The following is a 17,489-nucleotide window of genomic DNA, read 5'->3' on the forward strand; positions in this document are numbered from 1 at the left end:
CTTCTACACTCCCCGCGAGGTATTCACTAAACTCCTCAACCAGGACCTAGAAAACCAAGAACGTGTTGCGACCACCCCTTGAATTCACCGACGGATGAGTGGATTTTTCTGACGGATGGCGAAGGGTTTAGGCGGCCTGCCGGATGAGCAGGATCGGCCAGAGGCCTGCGGCGCCTTCGGCGTTGCATTTGGGATCCTGGGGGATGGTGATCATCAGGTAGACCCGATCCGGTACGGCGTCTGAGGTATTGATCTTCGTGAACTTGCGCGCCTTGCCCGCATCGACGTTGCCGATCATCCGCTCCGGAATCGGCTTACCGCTCGCCGTGGTGACCGACCAGATTTGCACCGACCACGTCTTGTCTGCAATCGCCGCGGGGACACTGATCGATACCGACTGCTTCGGCTGCACCTGGATCGGTTTGACCTCGTTCTTCGCGCCGTACACCTGCGCTTTGTTGTCGATGCAGTAGACGGACGGCGGAATCGTCGAGGTTTGATGGTCGATGGTGACCGAGATATCCGGCGCGGTCGTTGCTTTTGCGCTTGAACTGCAGCCGGCGACCAGCAGCAGCGATAAGACGATCGTGAGCAGTACGCCGATGCGCGACGTGCGTGGGGCGGAATGCAGAAGCGGGAAGTTGCTCAACGATGTGGTCCTCGTCGTGGATCATTCTTGGGTGTTGGCAGGCGCTGGAAGTCCGGTAACGGTCGCGTCGGCGATGCCGGCGCTGGCGCGGACTGCCATTCGGCGGTGCTCGGCCGCCCGGAACTGCTCGGTCGTGCACCATCCGATTGTCCGTTATTGGCCGCAGGGTGAGCGCGCGGGCTACTGGGGTGCGGTCCAGCAACCCCTCCACCAGGAGCAGGACCGCCGGAAGCGGAATCGTCCGTCGTTACATCGGCTTGGGACTTCTTGCTGGCCGACTTGTTGAAGGGCCACGAGACTCGAAGCCGGATCGGCGGCCGATCGGAGATCCCGGCCTGCAGAGGCCCGAGTTGGTGCGCGCGGTGACGGCTGATGAGCGTGAGTGCAAAAGTAATCACGAGTACGGCGGCGGCCACCGTCCAGCCCAGCCACAACATTCCGGCGTGCGCAGGCAGGATGATTCCGACCGCGCCGCCGAACACCCACGCCAACTGCAAGACGGTCTCTGACCGGCTGAACGCAGACGACGCGAAGCTGGGTGGCACCTCGCGCTGGATGATGGCATCGAGCGCGACCTTGCCTAGCGCTGAGGCGATCGCGGCCAGCAGCGCTACGACGATCGACAATGCGATACCCGGCGTAATCGCGGCCAGTACGCACAGCGCGACCGCGATACCGGTGCTGATAAGGGCAATATTGTCCGGGGAAGCGCCCTTAATGCGGGAGCCGACGCCGGTGCCCAGGATCGATCCCACGCCCGCGGCCGCACCGAGCGCACCCAGCGCGGCGAGGGCAACAAATCCGGTGAGTGTGCTTTGGATGTAGAACACCATGAAAAAGGTGAGGAACCCGCCGAGGAATTTTTGTGAAGCCTGCGAGCGCAACGCGGTGGTGATATCCGTGCCGAGCAAGAACCGGCCCTTCGCCACGCCACCGGGGCGCTTGGTGAGGTTGATCTTGCCTTCGCCCTCGTCCGTATCGACATGGCTTGGCAGTTTGAGCGAGATCCATGCGCCGACGAGGAATACGAGCAGAGTGAAGACGAGCTCGGCGTTGAAGCCGAGCGTTGCGTCAGCCGTCGTACCGGCCTGCGTCGCAGGCTGCGCGGGCTCGAACCAGTTGAACAGTTTGATCAGCCCGGCGCCGATCCCGCCGATGACACCGGCGGTAACCATCCCGAAGACGGTCATCCGGGAGTTGGCTGTCACCAGCGGCATCTTGTCCGGTAGCACTCGGGGTACGACGGCGCCGCGCAGTACGCCGTACGCCCGGGAGAAGACCAGACACAACAGCGCGCACACGTAGAGCATCACCATCGAGCCGGAGTAGGCAACGAGCAAGTAACACAGCAGCGCGCGGAAGGCGAACGTGCCGGCCAGGGCCCAGCGACGGCCGCGGTCGATCCGATCGAGCAACGGCCCGATGACGGGGGCGATTACCGCGAACGGGGCGACCGTGACGAGGAGGTAGAGCGCGACGTTGCCGCGCTGCTGCTCGCCCGGTGCGGCAAAGAACAGCGAAGCTGCCAGCCACACCGCGATCAGAGCATCGCCGGCCATCGAGGTCGCGTTGGACCACAGCAAGGTGCGCAGGCCACTTTTTTCGGCGCCGTCGGCGCGGCTTGCCGCGTCGATCCGGTGGACCGTCTTACGGGTGAGCTCCTTCGTGCGCGTCGCGGCGACCCGGGTCAGTGAGACCTTCGGCTCGGACGTTTCGCGCGTGTCGCTCGGCTGCGCGATGGGTTCGTGACCGCGCCCATGGGTGGGCGGCGAGGACGGGCCAGGCGGCGCCGACCTCGGTGGGTGCCGCTGCTCGCGGTGTCCGCCGCTCGAACCGCGTCCAGCGCCGTTCGCAGGAGGAAAACCAGGAAGAGTCACCCTTACATCCTGCCTTAGAAACGACGTCGTCGTGCGACGGACAACGCGATGCGCGATGATAGAGAGGTGAATGCAACAGAGGTCCGTTCCGAGACGACCAGCCCACAGGCAGCCAAGGCGCCGACTGAGACGCACGCACCGGTAAGTCCCGATGCGGTGCTTGCGCGCGCGGTTGACGTCGCACGTGCGGCGTTGCTTGAGGATGTCGCCGACGACACTAAGGTCGGTGCCCATCTGGGAGCGGTCGGCGAACCCTCCGCGTCTGGCGCGGTCGTCACGCACAACTTCACCGCAAACCTCGAGGGGTACGTCGGCTGGCACTGGGCGATCAGCCTGACGCGCGCCGAGGACAGTGAGCACGTCACCATCTGCGAGTCGGTGCTGCTGCCCGGTGACGGCGCAATTACCACGGCGCCATGGGTGCCGTGGAGCGAACGGCTGCGGGCCGAGGACGTGCACCCAGGGGACGTCGTACGGTCCGACCCCGACGACGACCGGCTGGCGCCGGCCTATCTGCAGAGCGATGACCCGGCTGTCGAGGAGACCGCGTACGAACTAGGCCTCGGTCGGGAGCGCGTGATGTCCCGAGACGGCCGGCTCGACACGGCTACCCGGTGGCAGTCCGGAAACTACGGCCCGACCTCGGCGATGGCGAAACATGCCCCGGCGAACTGCGGCACTTGTGGCTTTTACCTCCCGCTGGCCGGCAGCCTCAGCGCACTGTTCGGAGCCTGCGGCAATGAAGTCTCTCCGGCCGACGGCGCGGTCGTGACGGCGGACTTTGGCTGTGGCGCGCACTCTGAGGCGACGATCAAGGCCGAGCCCGACGCGCTCATCGAACATGAGCACGTCTACGACACAACTCAAATCGACTTCTTCAGCCTGCCGCGTGGCTCCGGGCGACGCGACTACACCGACGAACAGCGGACCCGCATTGCGCGTGTCCTGAGCGCGGCGCTCGCCGACCGGCAGCAACGCGCCGATCGCAAGAAGGCGGAGGGCGAAGCGCAGGTTGCTGACGATGATGCGTCCCGGGGCGTTGCCGCAGTCCGCGCTGAGGGCGCCGAGGACGCAGTCAGCGAGGGCGATGCGAGTACCGACGGCAATGCGGTCACCACTGACGCCGCACGAACTGACGGCGACGCGCTCAGCGAGGGTGATGCGCAAAACGACGCGGTCGCCGGCAGCGACGATGCCACGCGCGAAGACGATGCGCCGGCAAAGAAGCCAGCCCACCTGAGCCGCACGAAGAAGTAGCCGCGCACGGCCGGGTCTCACTTCTTGGAGTGCGCCGGCTTCCTGCTTTGGTCGGCGACCGGGGCCTTCTGCCATCTCATCACCAGCAGACCCGCCAAACCTAGGACGACTCCTGCGACCGCAGTCCACAGCCACACCCGGTTGTCGGCGCCGTCTCGCGACCACGGAAGCAGCAGCAGGACCACCACGGCCAGCGCGAACAACGCAACGCCCAGGCGGACGATGCGCGCAGTGTCTACCTGACGCGGCGGTGGGGCCGGTTTGAGCGGATGGTCGTCAGTCACGCCGCGAGCATATCGTCGCCTCCGGTTGACACGGTCACGGCGCCGTCGGGTATTTTTTGACCTGGTCTTCACGGGCACGTCGTACGACACAGGCACGTCGTACGAAGCGGTGCCGAGGGCCGCCAAGGTGACGCAATGACGCGCCGCCAGCCACCCCGCACATCCGAGGACACTGCCATGCCGAGATCTCAGGACGTAACGACCGGCTCGACGACGGCGGCACCTCCGTCGGCGCCGCGCCGCGCAAGTGCGTTGGACCGCTACTTCGAGGTCACCAAACGCGGGTCGACGTTTGGTCGTGAAGTGCGTGGCGGCCTGACAACGTTCTTTACGATGGCGTACATCATCGTGCTCAACCCGATCATCCTCACCAAGACCGCCGACGTGATGGGCAATAAGCTCAGCTTCGCGGCGATCGCGGCGACGACGGCCTTGGTCGCCGGTGTCATGACGATTCTGATGGGCGTCGTCGGTAAGTTCCCGATCGCGCTGGCGGCCGGACTCGGCATCAACGCACAAGTCGCCGCGTTGGCCGAATTTCAGCTGGCATGGCCAGAGATCATGGGCCTCGTCGTACTTGAGGGTCTGCTCGTCACCTTGCTGGTGCTGACCGGGTTCAGAACGGCTGTTTTCCGGGCGATCCCACACCAACTCAAGGTCGCGATCAGCGTAGGTATCGGGATGTTCCTGACATTCATCGGGCTGAAGGACGCAGGATTCATCCAGGCGCACTCGACGGGGGCGCCCGTGCTGATGGGTCAGTTCGGTGAGCTTAAAGGCTGGGCAATTCTGGTGTTCGTCTTCGGCGTACTCCTCAGCGCCGTGCTGGTCGCCCGTAAGGTCAAGGGTGGCATCCTCATCGGGATCATCACCACCACGATCATTGCGGTAATCGTGGAGGCAATCGCCAAGGTTGGCGCGGCGCCGCTCGACAAGGCGGGCGTCGCTGTCGGCCCGGGCTGGCAGCTCAATGTGCCGAAGGTGCCGTCCTCGGTAGTCTCGACTCCCGACCTGTCGGTGCTTGGTCACGTGTCCTTGTTCGGCGCGTTCTCGCACGGTGCGATCGCCGCGATCATGATCATCTTCACGCTCATGCTCGCGGACTTCTTCGACACGATGGGCACGGTTGTCGCGGTCGGCTCCGAGGGCGAGCTACTGGACAAGAATGGCGACGTACCGGGACTTGAGCGGATCCTCCTGGTCGACTCGGTCGCCGCTGCAGTCGGCGGCGCGGCAAGCGTTTCGTCCAACACGACGTACATCGAGTCCACGGCCGGCGTCGCGGACGGTGCGCGCACCGGCATTGCCAGCGTCGTAACGGGACTGTTGTTCCTCGTGGCAATGTTTTTCACGCCGGTCGTCAACATTGTTCCCAGTGAGGCGGCGGCACCCGCGTTGATCATCGTTGGCGCCCTGATGATCATGCAGGTCAAGGAACTTCAGCTCACCGACTTCACGGTCGTCATTCCGGTGTTCCTGACCATCGCGCTGATGCCGTTTACGTACTCGATCACCAACGGGATCGGCGCCGGGTTTGTCTCATGGGTCGTGCTGCATGTGGTCACCGGCAAGCGCCGCGAGATTCATTGGCTCATGTGGCTTATTACTGTATTGTTCGTGATCTACTTCGCGATCGACCCGGTCCGCCAGGTTTTCGGTCTCGCGTAGCGCGGGGATCGCAACGACCGCGTAGATGTCGGTTGTTGTCGACAAGTAATTTCGCCGCAGCGTCATAGCGCGGCAGATGTTTTGCTATCCTAACTACCGTGACCCGACTCGCCTCCACCTCGTCAGCAGCGCTTGCGCATGAATTGCGCATTGCCACCACGCGTACGACGCGGCGCCTGCGTTCGGTTACCAGCCGGAAGATCACACTCACTCAGTTGTCGGCGCTGGCGAGCATCCAGGCCGCCGGTGAACTGACCCTCGGTGAGCTTGCCGCCCGCGAGCGCGTGCAGCCGCCGTCGATGACAAGAGTCATCGCCCGATTGTGCGAAGAGGGTCTCGTCGAACGCAAGACGCATCCGTCCGACGGTCGTCAGGTGCTGGTGAAGTTGACCGATCACGGCACGACAATGCTTGGGGCCGAGGCAAAAGCGCGTGAGGCATGGCTGGCGCGCAAGCTGTCGAACCTGACGAAAGAGGAGCGGGAGACGCTGCGGAGCGCGAGCTCGATTTTGGTCAGGCTGATCGACGAGTGACCAAAGGCGGGACCGCCGTGCCGTTGCCGGCCGCTCGGGTCATCTTGGCTGGGCCGGCCACTCGGTGACGGAGAAAAGCGCGCGTCCCAGTTTGTTCCGGTCCCTGCGGGTCCGTAACTATCGGCTTTACGCGACCGGTTCGATCGCGTCCAATACCGGCACCTGGATGCAGCGCATCGCGCAGGACTGGCTTGTCCTCACGCTTACGGACAATGACCCGGTCGCGCTCGGCTTCGTGACGTTCCTGCAGTTTGCCCCGTCACTTCTTTTTGCGATGTTCGGCGGTCTCATCGCGGACCGTTATGACAAGCGGACCGTTTTGCGGGTTACCCAGACGGTTGTGGCGCTGAGTGCGCTGATCCTAGGACTGCTGGAGATCACCGACGTTGTCGCCGTGTGGCATGTCTTAGTACTCGCGACCGTTGTGGGAGTCGCGACGGCAATCGAGGCGCCGTCGCGGCAGGCTTTTGCGAGTGAGCTCGTCGGACCGGCAGATCTGGTCAATGCGGTCGGGCTCAACTCGGCGTCGTTCAATGCTGCTCGCCTGATCGGTCCGGCGATCGCTGGCGTGTTGATCGGCTGGCTCGGCACCGGCCCGGTGTTCATTCTCAACGCGGCAAGCAGCGTCTGGATCATTGTGCTGCTCACGATGATCGACCCGAAGAAACTGTTCCGAGCGAAGCGACTGACACGGCAACGCGGTCAGTTGAAGGACTCGATCCGGTACGTTCGCACCCGTCCGGACATTCTGCTCACGATCTGCCTCGTGACTGCGGTGTCGTTGTTCGGGCTCAACCTTCAGGTGATCATTCCGCTGGTGACGACCGAGGTCTTCCACAAGGGAGCGACCGAGTACGGACTGCTGGCGTCCGCGCTCGCGATCGGGACGTTGATCGGCTCGCTCACCGGTGCCGGGCGGCAAAACCGTCCGCGGTTCCGACAGCTCGTCACGTACGCCGGTGTCTTCGGTCTGCTCGAGGTCGGCATCGCGTTTATCGGCAACTACAACTGGTTCGCGATCGCGCTCATCCCGACCGGCATGGCTTCGCTGTACTTCATGATTTCGGCAAACGCCTCCGTCCAACTCACCGTTGATCCGCAGATGCGCGGCCGAGTCATGGCCATGTACATGATGTTCCTGATGGGTGGCGGTGCGTTCGGTTCACCGCTGATCGGGTTTGTCACCAAGCTGGTTGGGATCCAGTGGGCCATCGCCCTGGGCGGTGGCGTTACATTCATTGCTGCGGCGCTGATCGGGCTACTGGTCGTACGCCGCGAGGGTGGCGTGCAGGTCGAGACGAGTCTGCATTCCTCACCGCATCTTCTGGTCAACGTCGGGGGCGAACAGTTCTTCCCGCACGTGCGAACCGACACAGTCGACGACGGGTTCCCCGAGCCGGTCGACGACGCAGCCGGTGGCCAAGTCAGCGGTGGGGACGACCGAGACGACGGCGATGGCGACCGGCCTCCCGACGACGTACCTCAGCCGACACCCGATGCGCCACCGACGAACACACCTTTGACGAAAGACCTCACGAATGACAAATGTTGCCGCCCATCGCTTCGACCAGGCGATCGCCCTGGAGAGTCGCGGAGCAAACCGCGTCGCGTGCAAGCTTGACTCCGGCTGGAGTCTGCCGGGCGACTTCTTCAACGGCGGATATCTGCACTCGCTGACGATCAACGCGGCCCGGGAGATCACCGGCGTGCACCCCGATCCGGTCGCGGTGTCCTCGACGTTCCTCGCGCCGCCCAAGGCCGGCGAGGTCGAAGTAGAGGTGACGACGCTGAGCGCCGGGAAGTCCGTCACGTCGGCACTAGCGACGATGACCCAAGGCGGCAAGCCGATGGTGATGTCGATGGTGACCCTCGCTGATTTGTCGACCAACACCGAACGAGCACCGGGAGCGCCCGAGGGTACGAATTACACGCCGTTCCCCGACGTGCCCACTCCCGAGGAGTGCCGTCCGATGCAGCCGGACCGCAGAAATTCTCCGCTGGACGGCGTTCTCGAGTTCCTCACCGTGCCGGGGTTCGAGGACTGGGTCGAGAAGAAGTGGTCCCCGGACCCGCGGATCCTTATGTGGGCGCGTTTCCGGGACGGACGGCCGGCCGACACGCTGTGCCTGCCAGGCCTGTCGGACATGGGGCCACCCCCGTCGCTGCGCCAGGGTCGGATGGGCTGGATCCCTACGTTGCAGCTTCATGTGGGCACGTTTGCGCGGCCCACCGGCTCATGGATCTTGATGGACATGTTCGGGTCGCCGTATACGGGGAAGTACGTCTGCGAGGACGTTGACATGTGGGACGAGAGCGGTGTGCTCGTCGCGCGGGCCCGTCAAGAAGCGGTAGCACCACGACCACAGACGCGGTCTCCGCTTGCCGACACGAAAAGCGGTCACTAGCTAGATGTGGTCGGCGGGCGCGCCCTCGGTGAGTCGCCCGTCAGCCATGGACACGATGCGATCGGCGTACTGCCACGTGGCCGGGTTGTGCGTGGCGATCAGGCAGGCACCGTGATGCGCGGCGAGGTCGCGCATGGCTGTGAACAGCACCTCGGTCCAGCCGGAGTCCTGATGTGCGGTGGGTTCGTCGGCGAGCAACAGGTTTGGGCTTAGTAGCAGGGCCCGGGCGACGGAACAGCGCTGCTGTTCCCCGAGCGACATCTGGTCGGGGAGCCGCTTGGCGAGTTGATCAATGCCGAACCGCTCCATCAGATCGCCGGCCGGCTGCGTCCATTGCGCGATCTGCTTCCGGGTGCGCGCCGGCAATAGGACGTTTTCGGCACCCTGGAGCTCGGCGAGTAGCGCGAGCGACTGCGGTACGACGGCGAGCTGGTCCCAGCGCATCCGGTCGGCGCGGGCGCCACCTAGATCGTCGTCCCAGTCGAGGGTGCCGGCGTCGGGACGCTCCCATCCGCACAACACGTTGAGCAGGGTACTTTTGCCAGACCCGCTTGGTCCGACGAGCGCGACTACCTCGCCGTACTCGAGTTGCAGGTCTACACGATCTAGGGCGGTAACGGTGTCCGCACCGCGTTGATAGCTCTTGACCAGTCCGCGGGCGCGGAACACCGCGCCCGTCGGCACCGGCGATTGCGCGTTACCAGGATTCACTGACCTGCCCCCTTTCCAGGCGCAGCAGATGATCTGTCCGGTCGACCACCTGCGGATCGTGTGAGGCGAGCAGGAACGCCACCCCGGTCGAGCGCAGATTCGCGAAGGCGTCGAGGACGAGTTCAGCGGAGCGCGAGTCAAGCTCGGCGGTGGGTTCGTCGGCGATCACGAGCGCGGGACCGCCGACGACTGCGCACGCGACAGCGAGGCGCTGCTGCTCGCCGCCGGATAGCTCGACCGGCAGGTGATCGTGCCGATGCCCCATGCCTAGGGTCTCCAGCAGCTCTAACTGTCGCTCGCGTGGCACGACCCTGCCACGAAGCCGCGCGGCCAAATCTAGCTGCTCGATGGCAGGCAGGTACTCAAGAAGATTGTGGATCGGGTCCTGGAACATGTAGGCGACGGACGTACGTCGCAACGCACGACGCCGGCGGGGGCTCAAATGCGCAAGGTCGTGTTGTGCGACCACCGCCGAACCCGTCGTCGGGCGGTCCAGACACGCGAGGATCCGAAGCAGTGACGACTTGCCCGACCCGGATGGGCCGACGATCGTCGTGATCGCCGCAGCAGGGAAGTCCTTGCTGACATCCTGAAGCGCCTGCACCTGTTCGTCGTAGGCGAAGTAGGTCTTGCCGATCGCGTCAACCTGCGCGGCCAGTGGAGCGGGGTTAGTCGCCAAGGCGCAACACCTCGGACAGCTTCGCGCGGTCGGCAGCACTTTGTGCATAAAGCGCCGTACCAACCGCAATGATGATCGCGACTCCCGCGGTCAGCAGTAGCGCACCGGTCGGTGCGGTGAAAATCGGAGCGGGTGGTCGCAACGGGCTCAGCTCGAGCATCGGATTGACGATCCGTGCAGCGACGTACGAGAGGGCCGCGCCACACAATGCGGCGAAGCCCACGAGCACGGCAAACTCGATCAGCAGTGACTGGAAGTGGGTGGATCGTCGCAGTCCCATTCGTCGTGCCATGGCGTACGACGCGATCCGGGTGCGGCTGCGGGTCTCGACATAGAGCAACAGTCCGCCTATCGCGATGACCCCGCTAAGCGCGGCCAGCGCTTGCAGGTAGTCGAAGGTCCAGGAGATGGACAGCACATTGGCCACGTCGAGGACGCTGTCCGGCGTGAAAGCGTTGTAGATCGGCAGTTCTTGGGCGGCAAATGCCTTTTGTGCCACGTTGACGTCTACCGGAGTCCACAGCTCCTGTTTGAGCCCGGCCGACTGTGGAATGTCTGGGAGCTGTCCGCGCGCGACGATCACCAGGGGCGCGTTCTGATGTATACCAGGGAAGGCCTTCGGAGCGTCGATCACGGTGATCGCGATCTTAGTGTTGTCGTCGCCGAGAGTGATCGACGTAGCGCCGGGAGCTCGGACCACGATCGCTGGGATTACGCCGTTCTTCGCCGGAGCAGTGAGCTTATCCACCAGCTGCGGGAGTGACGCATCGGCGAAAGAGTCGTCCCAGTAGGCGTTGGCGGCGAAGGTCTTGGGGTCGATGGTCAGCAGTTCGGCGTTTTCGCCGTCGACCTTGATGTATTCGTAGCGGTCGACAACGGTCCCGAGGCCCGCGGCCTTGCTGCCCGGTTTGATCGTGCCGACGGTCTGCACCGCAGTTTCGGCGCCGACATAGACGTGTCCCTTGGCATCGAGGGTGTGCTTGATGCTGTCCGTCAACCCGGCGGCGTACAGCGTCATGGCGACCGGCATCGCGAGTGCGGCCAGTACGACGCCGGAAATCACTTTGGACGCGCTGATGCGGCTCACGGCGAGGAAGAGCGCGGTACCGGCGCGACCACCGAGCTTGCGCGCGACTGGTAAGACGAGGATGAGTAGTCGCACGACAAACGCCGATGCGCCCACCAAGAACAGCAGCGGGAAAGCGAGTACGAGCACGCTGAGCACGGGTATCTTGCGGTCGACCGTCACCGCTCCACCCGAGTCGAGAGCCCACCAGCAGGCGCCCGCGGCCACGAGCAGGAGAAGCTCCCACGGCAGCATCGACCAGATTGTTCTCTTGCGCCCCAGGGTCTTTTCGACATGCCCACGCCCCCGGATGCCCGCGACCATGGCCATGACCAGTATGCCGAGAATGAATCCAAATGCAGCGGTGAGCCCTGCGTAGGGCAGGGCGTTGCGGTCGAACACGCTGGACGGCCCGAGCGCGCGCACGATGAAGTACGCCGCGCCTAAGCCAAGGATGGTGCCGACCGCGGCCGGAATGATGAGCTCAAGCCCCGCTTTCAGCGCGAGGCCGCCGGCACCGACGCCTCGGGAGGCGAGCATGCGGACCTCGTTGAACCGTCGATCCGCCCAGTAGCTTCCGGCGGCGCCGACCAGGAACAGTGCGAGCATGCTGCCGCCGATGGCGATCGGCACGATCGGACCGACCAATCCGGCGCGCACGAGAGTGACGTCTTTAATCGAGTCTTCAAGATTGCTGTCGGCGGCAATACCGTTGAGGGGGTTCTTCGCCGCGGCCGTCGTACTCAGTACGGCGTCAACCGCGTCCTGCCAGTCATGCGCGTCAGATAGCGAGGAGTCGGCGCGATCGACCGGGCTGGTGAGTCGCGCGAACGACGAAGGAGAGGCCTTGTCGAAATAGAGCGCTTCGGAGGTGGCGATCAGGATGTCCGGTGGCGGAGTACTTGCGGACGCGGCGTTGTCAAACAGTGCCCTGTCGATGCACCAGTATGGGCGGATGGGCTGTCCGAAGAGATTCTGATAGACGCCTGCCACGGTGATGGACTCGTTGGAGAGCTGGATCGTGTCGCCGGCGTGTACGCCCATGTATTTGGCGACCGTCTGCGGCACATAGAAACCCGGTAGGTCAGACTTCTCTGTGATCGTGACGTTTTGAAGCGCATGATCTCCGTAGAGCAGGTTGACCGCGATCTTGTTCGTGCCCGAGGGCATGATGTTGCCGCTGTGCGCGAATAGCTCCGGTGCGGCAAGACCGTGAGCGCGCATAGCGTCGCGGAGTTCGGCGACCTTGGTCGCCTGCGGCGCGAGCTTCGCGATAATCCCGGACGCCTTGGAGAAGTCAATGGTGCCGTCATCCTCGGTGGGGAGCTTGGTGTAGTCGACTTGCGACTTGATCGCCGGGTACGACGCGGTAGGGCAGAACTGACCCATGTTGAGGCGCAACGCCTCGGAGGTTGCCGACGACACGAACAGGCTCGCCGACGCGCTGGCGCACGCCAGGATCGCGCTCGCAATGATGACCGCGACGATGACGGCCGGCGTACGAAGCGCAAGTCGTGGAGCGCGGGTCCACGGTGGCAGGGAGAGCAGCGATCCGCCGGATCTCGCGCCGCGGTTTGCAGGCGGCGCGCCATGAGAGGCGCGACTGTCCACTCGCGCCTCACTCAATAGGTAGTCTCCTTGGCTGTGCTGCCGCATCGTGGTAGGTGGTACGGCGATATCGTTCCAGAACACCGCCATAGTGCCAGGCCGGACGGGCTGAACCAAGCGCCTCGGTGCGGGGGTCGGCCGATCGCAACAAACAAGCAACCCTTCGAAAGGGCGTCGTACATGCCGATGAAAGACGCGCCTGTCGAGTTCATCGACGATCCGGCGGACCCGCGGCTGGATGATTACCGAGACCTGGTCCGATCGGATCGTCGACCGGATCGCCCTGGAGGCAAGGGTCTGGTGATCGCGGAGGGTGTGTCGGTCGTTGAGCGGATGGCCCGGTCGCCCTATCCGATGCGCAGCATCATGGGCGTCGCTGAACGGGTCGAGGCCGCCATCGCCAGCATCACGGTGCCGGCCGACGTACCGGTGTACGTCGTCGAGCCGTCCACGATGGACGCGGCGATTGGATTCCACCTCAATCGCGGCGTCCTCGCCATCGCAGACCGCGCACCGATGCCGCAGTTCGCCGAACTGGTCGCGGCATCACGGTCGCTGTTGGTGCTGGAGGGAGTCAACGACCACGAGAACCTTGGCGGACTATTCCGCAACGCGGCCGCCTTTGGTGTGGACGGCGTCGTCATCGGGCCGCGCTGCTCCGATCCGTTGTACCGCCGCGCCGTCCGGGTCTCGATGGGACACGTGTTAAAGGTGCCTTACGTCGATGCTCCGCAATGGCCGCAGGCGTTGTATGAGATCGAGGCCTCGGGGTTCGCGATGTTTGCGCTGACGCCGTACCCACCCGCAGTGGATTTGAGCCATGTGGGTACGGACGTCGACCGGGTGGCGGTTGTGGTCGGCGCGGAGGGCGCGGGACTGTCCGACGCGGCATTAGCCGCCGTACGCCGGCACGCCCGGATCCCGATGGCCGATGGTGTCGACTCGCTCAATGTCGCGACCGCCGCCGCGATCGCGCTCAACCACTTCCGCCGATCGGTCACGTAATTCTCGCCATCGGTCGCGACATCCACCGACTAGACGAGGGAATCGCGCCAGGCATCGTGCAGGGCAGCGAACCTGCCGGTCCCGTTCACCAGATCGTCGGGCTGACCGTCCTCGATGATCTGCCCGCGGTCGAGCACGAGCACTCGATCGGCGATTTCGACCGTCGAAAGGCGGTGCGCGATGATGATCGCAGTGCGGTCGGCCAGAATTGTCGCAAGCGCCCGCTGCACGAGCCGCTCGCTTGGTACGTCGAGCGACGAGGTCGCCTCATCGAGGATCAGCACGGCCGGGTCCGCTAGAAACACTCGCGCAAACGCGACGAGCTGGCGCTGGCCTGCGGACAGTCGGCCTCCCCGCTTGCGTACGTCGGTGTCGTATCCGTCGGGGAGTCGAGCGATGAAACCATGAGCGCCGACTGCTTGCGCGGCCGCCACGATCTCCTCCCGGGTCGCCTCGGGCTTGCCGATAGAGATGTTGTCGGCGACCGAGCCGGAGAACAGGAAACTTTCCTGCGTCACCATGACGATCGCGCGCCGTAGATCGTCATCGGAGAGGTTGCGTAGGTCGACCCCATCGATCGAGATCACGCCGTGCTGCGGATCGTAGAAGCGGCAGAGCAGCCGGGCGATCGTGGTCTTGCCCGCGCCGGTCGCTCCGACGAGGGCAACGGTCTGACCGGCCGGCAACCGTAGGTCGATCTTAGGGAGCACATCGGCATTGTCTGCGTTGTAGGCGAATCCCACTCCGTCGAATTGCACTTCGCCCCGCGCGTTTGGGAGAGCGACCGGGTTGTCGGGATCCGCGACGGACGGCTCTTCTTCTAGGATGCCGGAGATCTTCTCCAGTGACGCCATACCGGACTGGAACGCGTTGAAGAACATTCCCAGGTCGGTCATCGGGTCGAAGAATCGCCTTAGATACAGCAAGAATGCAGCCAGGACGCCGATCTTTATGTCGCCGTCCATCACGCGCAGGCCGCCATACACGAGGCAGACCGTCATCGCGATGCTGCCGGTGATCTTGATGCCTGGCACGAATATAGCGAGCAGCCAGTACGCGTACGCGTTGGCTTCACGATTCTCGTCATTGAGCTGCCCGGCGATCTCGCTGTTGCGCGGCGCGCGTCGAAATACGTGTACGGCGCGGATTCCGATAAACGTTTCGACGAAGTGCACGATGTACGCCGCCGAGGTCTCGCGGGTACGCCGGAAAGCGACCGACGAGCGCCTGCGGAACCAGTGCAGGAGGTAAAGCACGACCGGGATCGACAGCAGCACGACGACCGCGAGCATTGGGTCGAGAAAGAGCAGGATGACGCACACGCTCACCACCGACAACAGCGCGCCGACGAACCCGTCGAGGCCCGCGTCGATGAGCTCGTCGAGGCTCTCGAGGTCGTTGGTCTGCCGAGACACGACCCGGCCCGAGGTGTACTTCTCGTGGAAGGACAGGGATAACCGCTGGAAATGCCGGAATAACCGGCGGCGTATCTCCAGCACGATCTGCTGACCGATCCGGCCGAATCCCATCAGGAAATACCAGCGCAGCAGGCCGTCGACGATGAAGGCGACGGCCATTGCCACGATCACGGTGATCATCGGTGACCGCTCGCCGCGGGCCCACGACGGAATCCCGTTGTCGATGCCGATCGAGACGAGGATGGGTCCCGCCATCATCGCGAAGTTCTGTATGACGACCGCGACCATGAGTAGCCAGAGCTTCTTTTTGTGCGGCGCGATCAGGTCGATCAGCAGTCGGCGAGACCGCCCGCGCAGCATGAGAGTGACATCGTCGCTGAGAGCATCTTGGTCCTCGGTGGCGACGCCGCGCCAGTCCTTCAAGCCGGATGCGGTGGATGAGTCGGGCGTCGTCATCGCGCCTCCTCCAGGTCGCTGGACTCGTCGGCGTCCTTGGACAGGATCGCGCGATACGCCGGCACGTCCTGCATCAGTTGCGAGTGAGTGCCGATCGCCGTGATGTGCCCGTCTTGCAGTAGGGCGACCCGGTCTGCCAGCAGCACCGTCGAGGGGCGATGCGCCACGACGATTCCGGTTGTCGCGGTGAGGACGCGGCGCAGAGCGTCTTCAACGAGTTTCTCGGTATGTACGTCGAGCGCAGAGAGCGGATCATCCAGCACCAGTACGCGTGGCCGCCCGACGACCGCACGTGCCAGCGCGACACGTTGCCGCTGGCCCCCGGACAGTGACATGCCTTGTTCACCTACGCGGGTATCGAGTCCCCAAGGCAGGTCGTAGACGAACGTCGCCTGCGCGATCTCCAGGGCTTCGGCGATGTCCTCCTCGCTGGCATCCGGACGTCCGAACGCGACGTTTTCGCGCACGCTCGCGGAGAACAATGTTGGGTCCTCGAATGCAACCGCAACCTCGGTGCGCAGGCGCTCGAGAGATAGGTCGCGGATGTCGGTCCCGTCGATCGTGATGGAACCTTCGGTGACGTCGTACAGCCGCGGCACCAGCGCGGTGAGAGTCGTCTTGCCGGAACCGGTCGGCCCGACGATCGCCACCGTCTCGCCCGGAGCGATCTCGAGATTGATCCCGCGCAGCACGAACTGGTCCGAGTCGGCGAATTTGAAGCTGACGTCGTCGAACCGTAGCGTCGCACTCGCCGAACTCTGTGGCGCCGGTTGGTTAGAAACTCCTTCTGTATCAGCGATATCGGGGTCGATGTCTAGTACGTCGAAGAGCCGGGCCGCCGCGGTAGCGGCGTCCTGGATATCGGCAAGCAGGAATCCGAGCGATGCGATCGGCCACTGCAGCAGAAGGAACAGTGAGATAAACGCGACGAACGTGCCAAGGGTCATCGAACCACCAACGACACTGATTCCACCAAACAACAGCAAGATCGCCAGCACGATCTGCGGATGCATCTCGATCAACGCCCAAATCGTCGCGAGCACTTTGACCCGCCGAAGTTGCAGCCGGTTGAGCTCGCGAGCGCCGACGTCGTACCGCAGAAACGCCATCCGGGAGCGCCCGAAGCTCTTGAGGATCCGGATGCCGCCGGCCGCTTCTTCAACCTCGGTGGCGAGGTCTCCGCGCTGTTCTTGGATCTGGTGGGAGATGACGCTGAACTTCTTCTCGAATACGTAGAGCATCCAGACGAGGGGAGCGGCTGAGAGCAGCACGACGACGCCGAGCGGCCAGTACATCGCGACCAGCACGACCACGACCACGCAGAACGTCAATCCGTTGACAAGAATGAATACGAGGCTGAATCCGATAAAGCGCCTGATCATCGCCAGGTCGCCCCAGGCCCGCGAGAGCAGTTGTCCGGACTGCCATCGATCGTGGAAGGAGATCGGCAGCCGTTGCAGGTGGTCGTAGATGTCGTTGCGCAGGTCGGCCTCGACCCCGAGCGAGCCGCGAGTGAGCATGTAGCGGCGGATGAAGATGAGGAAGGACTCGACGACGCCGAAGCCGAGGGCAATGAGCCCGATCCACCACAGCGCGACCTTGTCGCCGTCCGCGATCGGCCCGTCGACGACGCTCCGGGTCAGGATCGGCAAGGCCAGGCCGGCCAGCGTCGCGATGAGGGCCGCGACGAACATGATCGAAAGCTGCGGAAGGTAGGGCTTCGCCCACGGCCACAGGCGTAGCAGGGGTCGCAAACCGCGTCCGGTCTGCGCGAAGTCTGCTTTGGTCTTCTGGTCGTCAGTTAGTGGCGCCGGTGTCTTGGTCGGCGTGCCTGGTGCTGTCATCGCCTACCCAGGCTAGCCACTCAACCCGA

14 protein-coding genes are annotated in these 17,489 nt (G+C 64.2%); 6 read left to right on the forward strand and 8 right to left on the reverse strand.

The genetic code is table 11. From position 1 onward, the window contains the following. Nucleotides 1-127: 127 nt before the first annotated feature. A complete protein-coding gene (locus tag CLV47_RS13140; RefSeq protein ID WP_106349514.1) occupies nt 128-649 on the reverse strand; it encodes a DUF2771 family protein in 522 nt (173 codons plus the stop codon). Further along, on the reverse strand, nt 646-2,526 hold the full coding sequence (locus CLV47_RS13145; protein WP_106349515.1) for an MFS transporter: 1,881 nt from the start codon (nt 2,524-2,526) through the stop codon (nt 646-648). Before CLV47_RS13145 ends, CLV47_RS13140 begins: the two co-directional genes overlap by 4 nt. Before the next feature lie 66 nt (nt 2,527-2,592). Between CLV47_RS13145 and CLV47_RS13150 the strand changes: the two genes are divergently transcribed. Continuing rightward, entirely contained in the window at nt 2,593-3,783 is a 1,191-nt protein-coding gene (locus CLV47_RS13150) for a DUF3027 domain-containing protein (RefSeq protein WP_202862567.1), read from the forward strand. Between the two features lie 17 nt (nt 3,784-3,800). On the opposite strand, the gene CLV47_RS13155 is transcribed toward CLV47_RS13150, so the two are convergent. Beyond that, nucleotides 3,801-4,067 (reverse strand): DUF2530 domain-containing protein, encoded by a 267-nt coding sequence (locus CLV47_RS13155; RefSeq protein WP_106349517.1) that lies wholly within the window; start codon nt 4,065-4,067, stop codon nt 3,801-3,803. Nucleotides 4,068-4,244: 177 nt separating this feature from the next. Between CLV47_RS13155 and CLV47_RS13160 the strand changes: the two genes are divergently transcribed. From CLV47_RS13160 to CLV47_RS13175, 4 genes are all read left to right on the forward strand, one after another. Then, nucleotides 4,245-5,735 carry an NCS2 family permease gene (locus tag CLV47_RS13160; RefSeq protein ID WP_170111067.1) on the forward strand — a complete coding sequence of 497 codons (1,491 nt, stop codon included), beginning with the start codon at nt 4,245-4,247 and terminating at the stop codon, nt 5,733-5,735. A gap of 98 nt (nt 5,736-5,833) precedes the next feature. After that, nucleotides 5,834-6,268 (forward strand): MarR family winged helix-turn-helix transcriptional regulator, encoded by a 435-nt coding sequence (locus CLV47_RS13165; RefSeq protein WP_106349519.1) that lies wholly within the window; start codon nt 5,834-5,836, stop codon nt 6,266-6,268. 64 nt (nt 6,269-6,332) lie between these two features. Continuing rightward, nucleotides 6,333-7,889 carry an MFS transporter gene (locus tag CLV47_RS13170; RefSeq protein WP_202862568.1) on the forward strand — a complete coding sequence of 519 codons (1,557 nt, stop codon included), beginning with the start codon at nt 6,333-6,335 and terminating at the stop codon, nt 7,887-7,889. Next, complete coding sequence (locus tag CLV47_RS13175) at nt 7,807-8,673, forward strand: thioesterase family protein (RefSeq protein WP_106349520.1); 867 nt, start codon at nt 7,807-7,809, stop codon at nt 8,671-8,673. Before CLV47_RS13170 ends, CLV47_RS13175 begins: the two co-directional genes overlap by 83 nt. Here CLV47_RS13175 and CLV47_RS13180 read toward each other — a convergent pair whose 3' ends face one another. The 3 genes from CLV47_RS13180 to CLV47_RS13190 are packed head-to-tail and all read right to left on the reverse strand — an operon-like array spanning nt 8,674 to nt 12,755. Beyond that, on the reverse strand, nt 8,674-9,384 hold the full coding sequence (locus CLV47_RS13180; RefSeq protein ID WP_170111068.1) for an ABC transporter ATP-binding protein: 711 nt from the start codon (nt 9,382-9,384) through the stop codon (nt 8,674-8,676). Further along, nucleotides 9,371-10,063, reverse strand: a complete 693-nt coding sequence (locus CLV47_RS13185) for an ABC transporter ATP-binding protein (protein ID WP_170111069.1) — start codon at nt 10,061-10,063, stop codon at nt 9,371-9,373. Before CLV47_RS13185 ends, CLV47_RS13180 begins: the two co-directional genes overlap by 14 nt. After that, on the reverse strand, nt 10,053-12,755 hold the full coding sequence (locus CLV47_RS13190; RefSeq protein ID WP_170111070.1) for an FtsX-like permease family protein: 2,703 nt from the start codon (nt 12,753-12,755) through the stop codon (nt 10,053-10,055). Before CLV47_RS13190 ends, CLV47_RS13185 begins: the two co-directional genes overlap by 11 nt. A gap of 162 nt (nt 12,756-12,917) precedes the next feature. Here CLV47_RS13190 and CLV47_RS13195 point away from each other — a divergent pair, with 162 nt between their 5' ends. Next, nucleotides 12,918-13,742 carry a TrmH family RNA methyltransferase gene (locus tag CLV47_RS13195; protein WP_202862569.1) on the forward strand — a complete coding sequence of 275 codons (825 nt, stop codon included), beginning with the start codon at nt 12,918-12,920 and terminating at the stop codon, nt 13,740-13,742. A gap of 29 nt (nt 13,743-13,771) precedes the next feature. On the opposite strand, the gene CLV47_RS13200 is transcribed toward CLV47_RS13195, so the two are convergent. After that, on the reverse strand, nt 13,772-15,616 hold the full coding sequence (locus tag CLV47_RS13200) for an ABC transporter ATP-binding protein (RefSeq protein ID WP_106349524.1): 1,845 nt from the start codon (nt 15,614-15,616) through the stop codon (nt 13,772-13,774). Further along, nucleotides 15,613-17,460, reverse strand: a complete 1,848-nt coding sequence (locus CLV47_RS13205) for an ABC transporter ATP-binding protein (RefSeq protein WP_106349525.1) — start codon at nt 17,458-17,460, stop codon at nt 15,613-15,615. The genes CLV47_RS13200 and CLV47_RS13205 overlap by 4 nt, the downstream gene beginning before the upstream one ends. Between the last annotated feature and the right edge of the window lie 29 nt (nt 17,461-17,489).

The organism is Antricoccus suffuscus, from assembly GCF_003003235.1.
GTDB lineage: Bacteria > Actinomycetota > Actinomycetes > Mycobacteriales > Antricoccaceae > Antricoccus > Antricoccus suffuscus.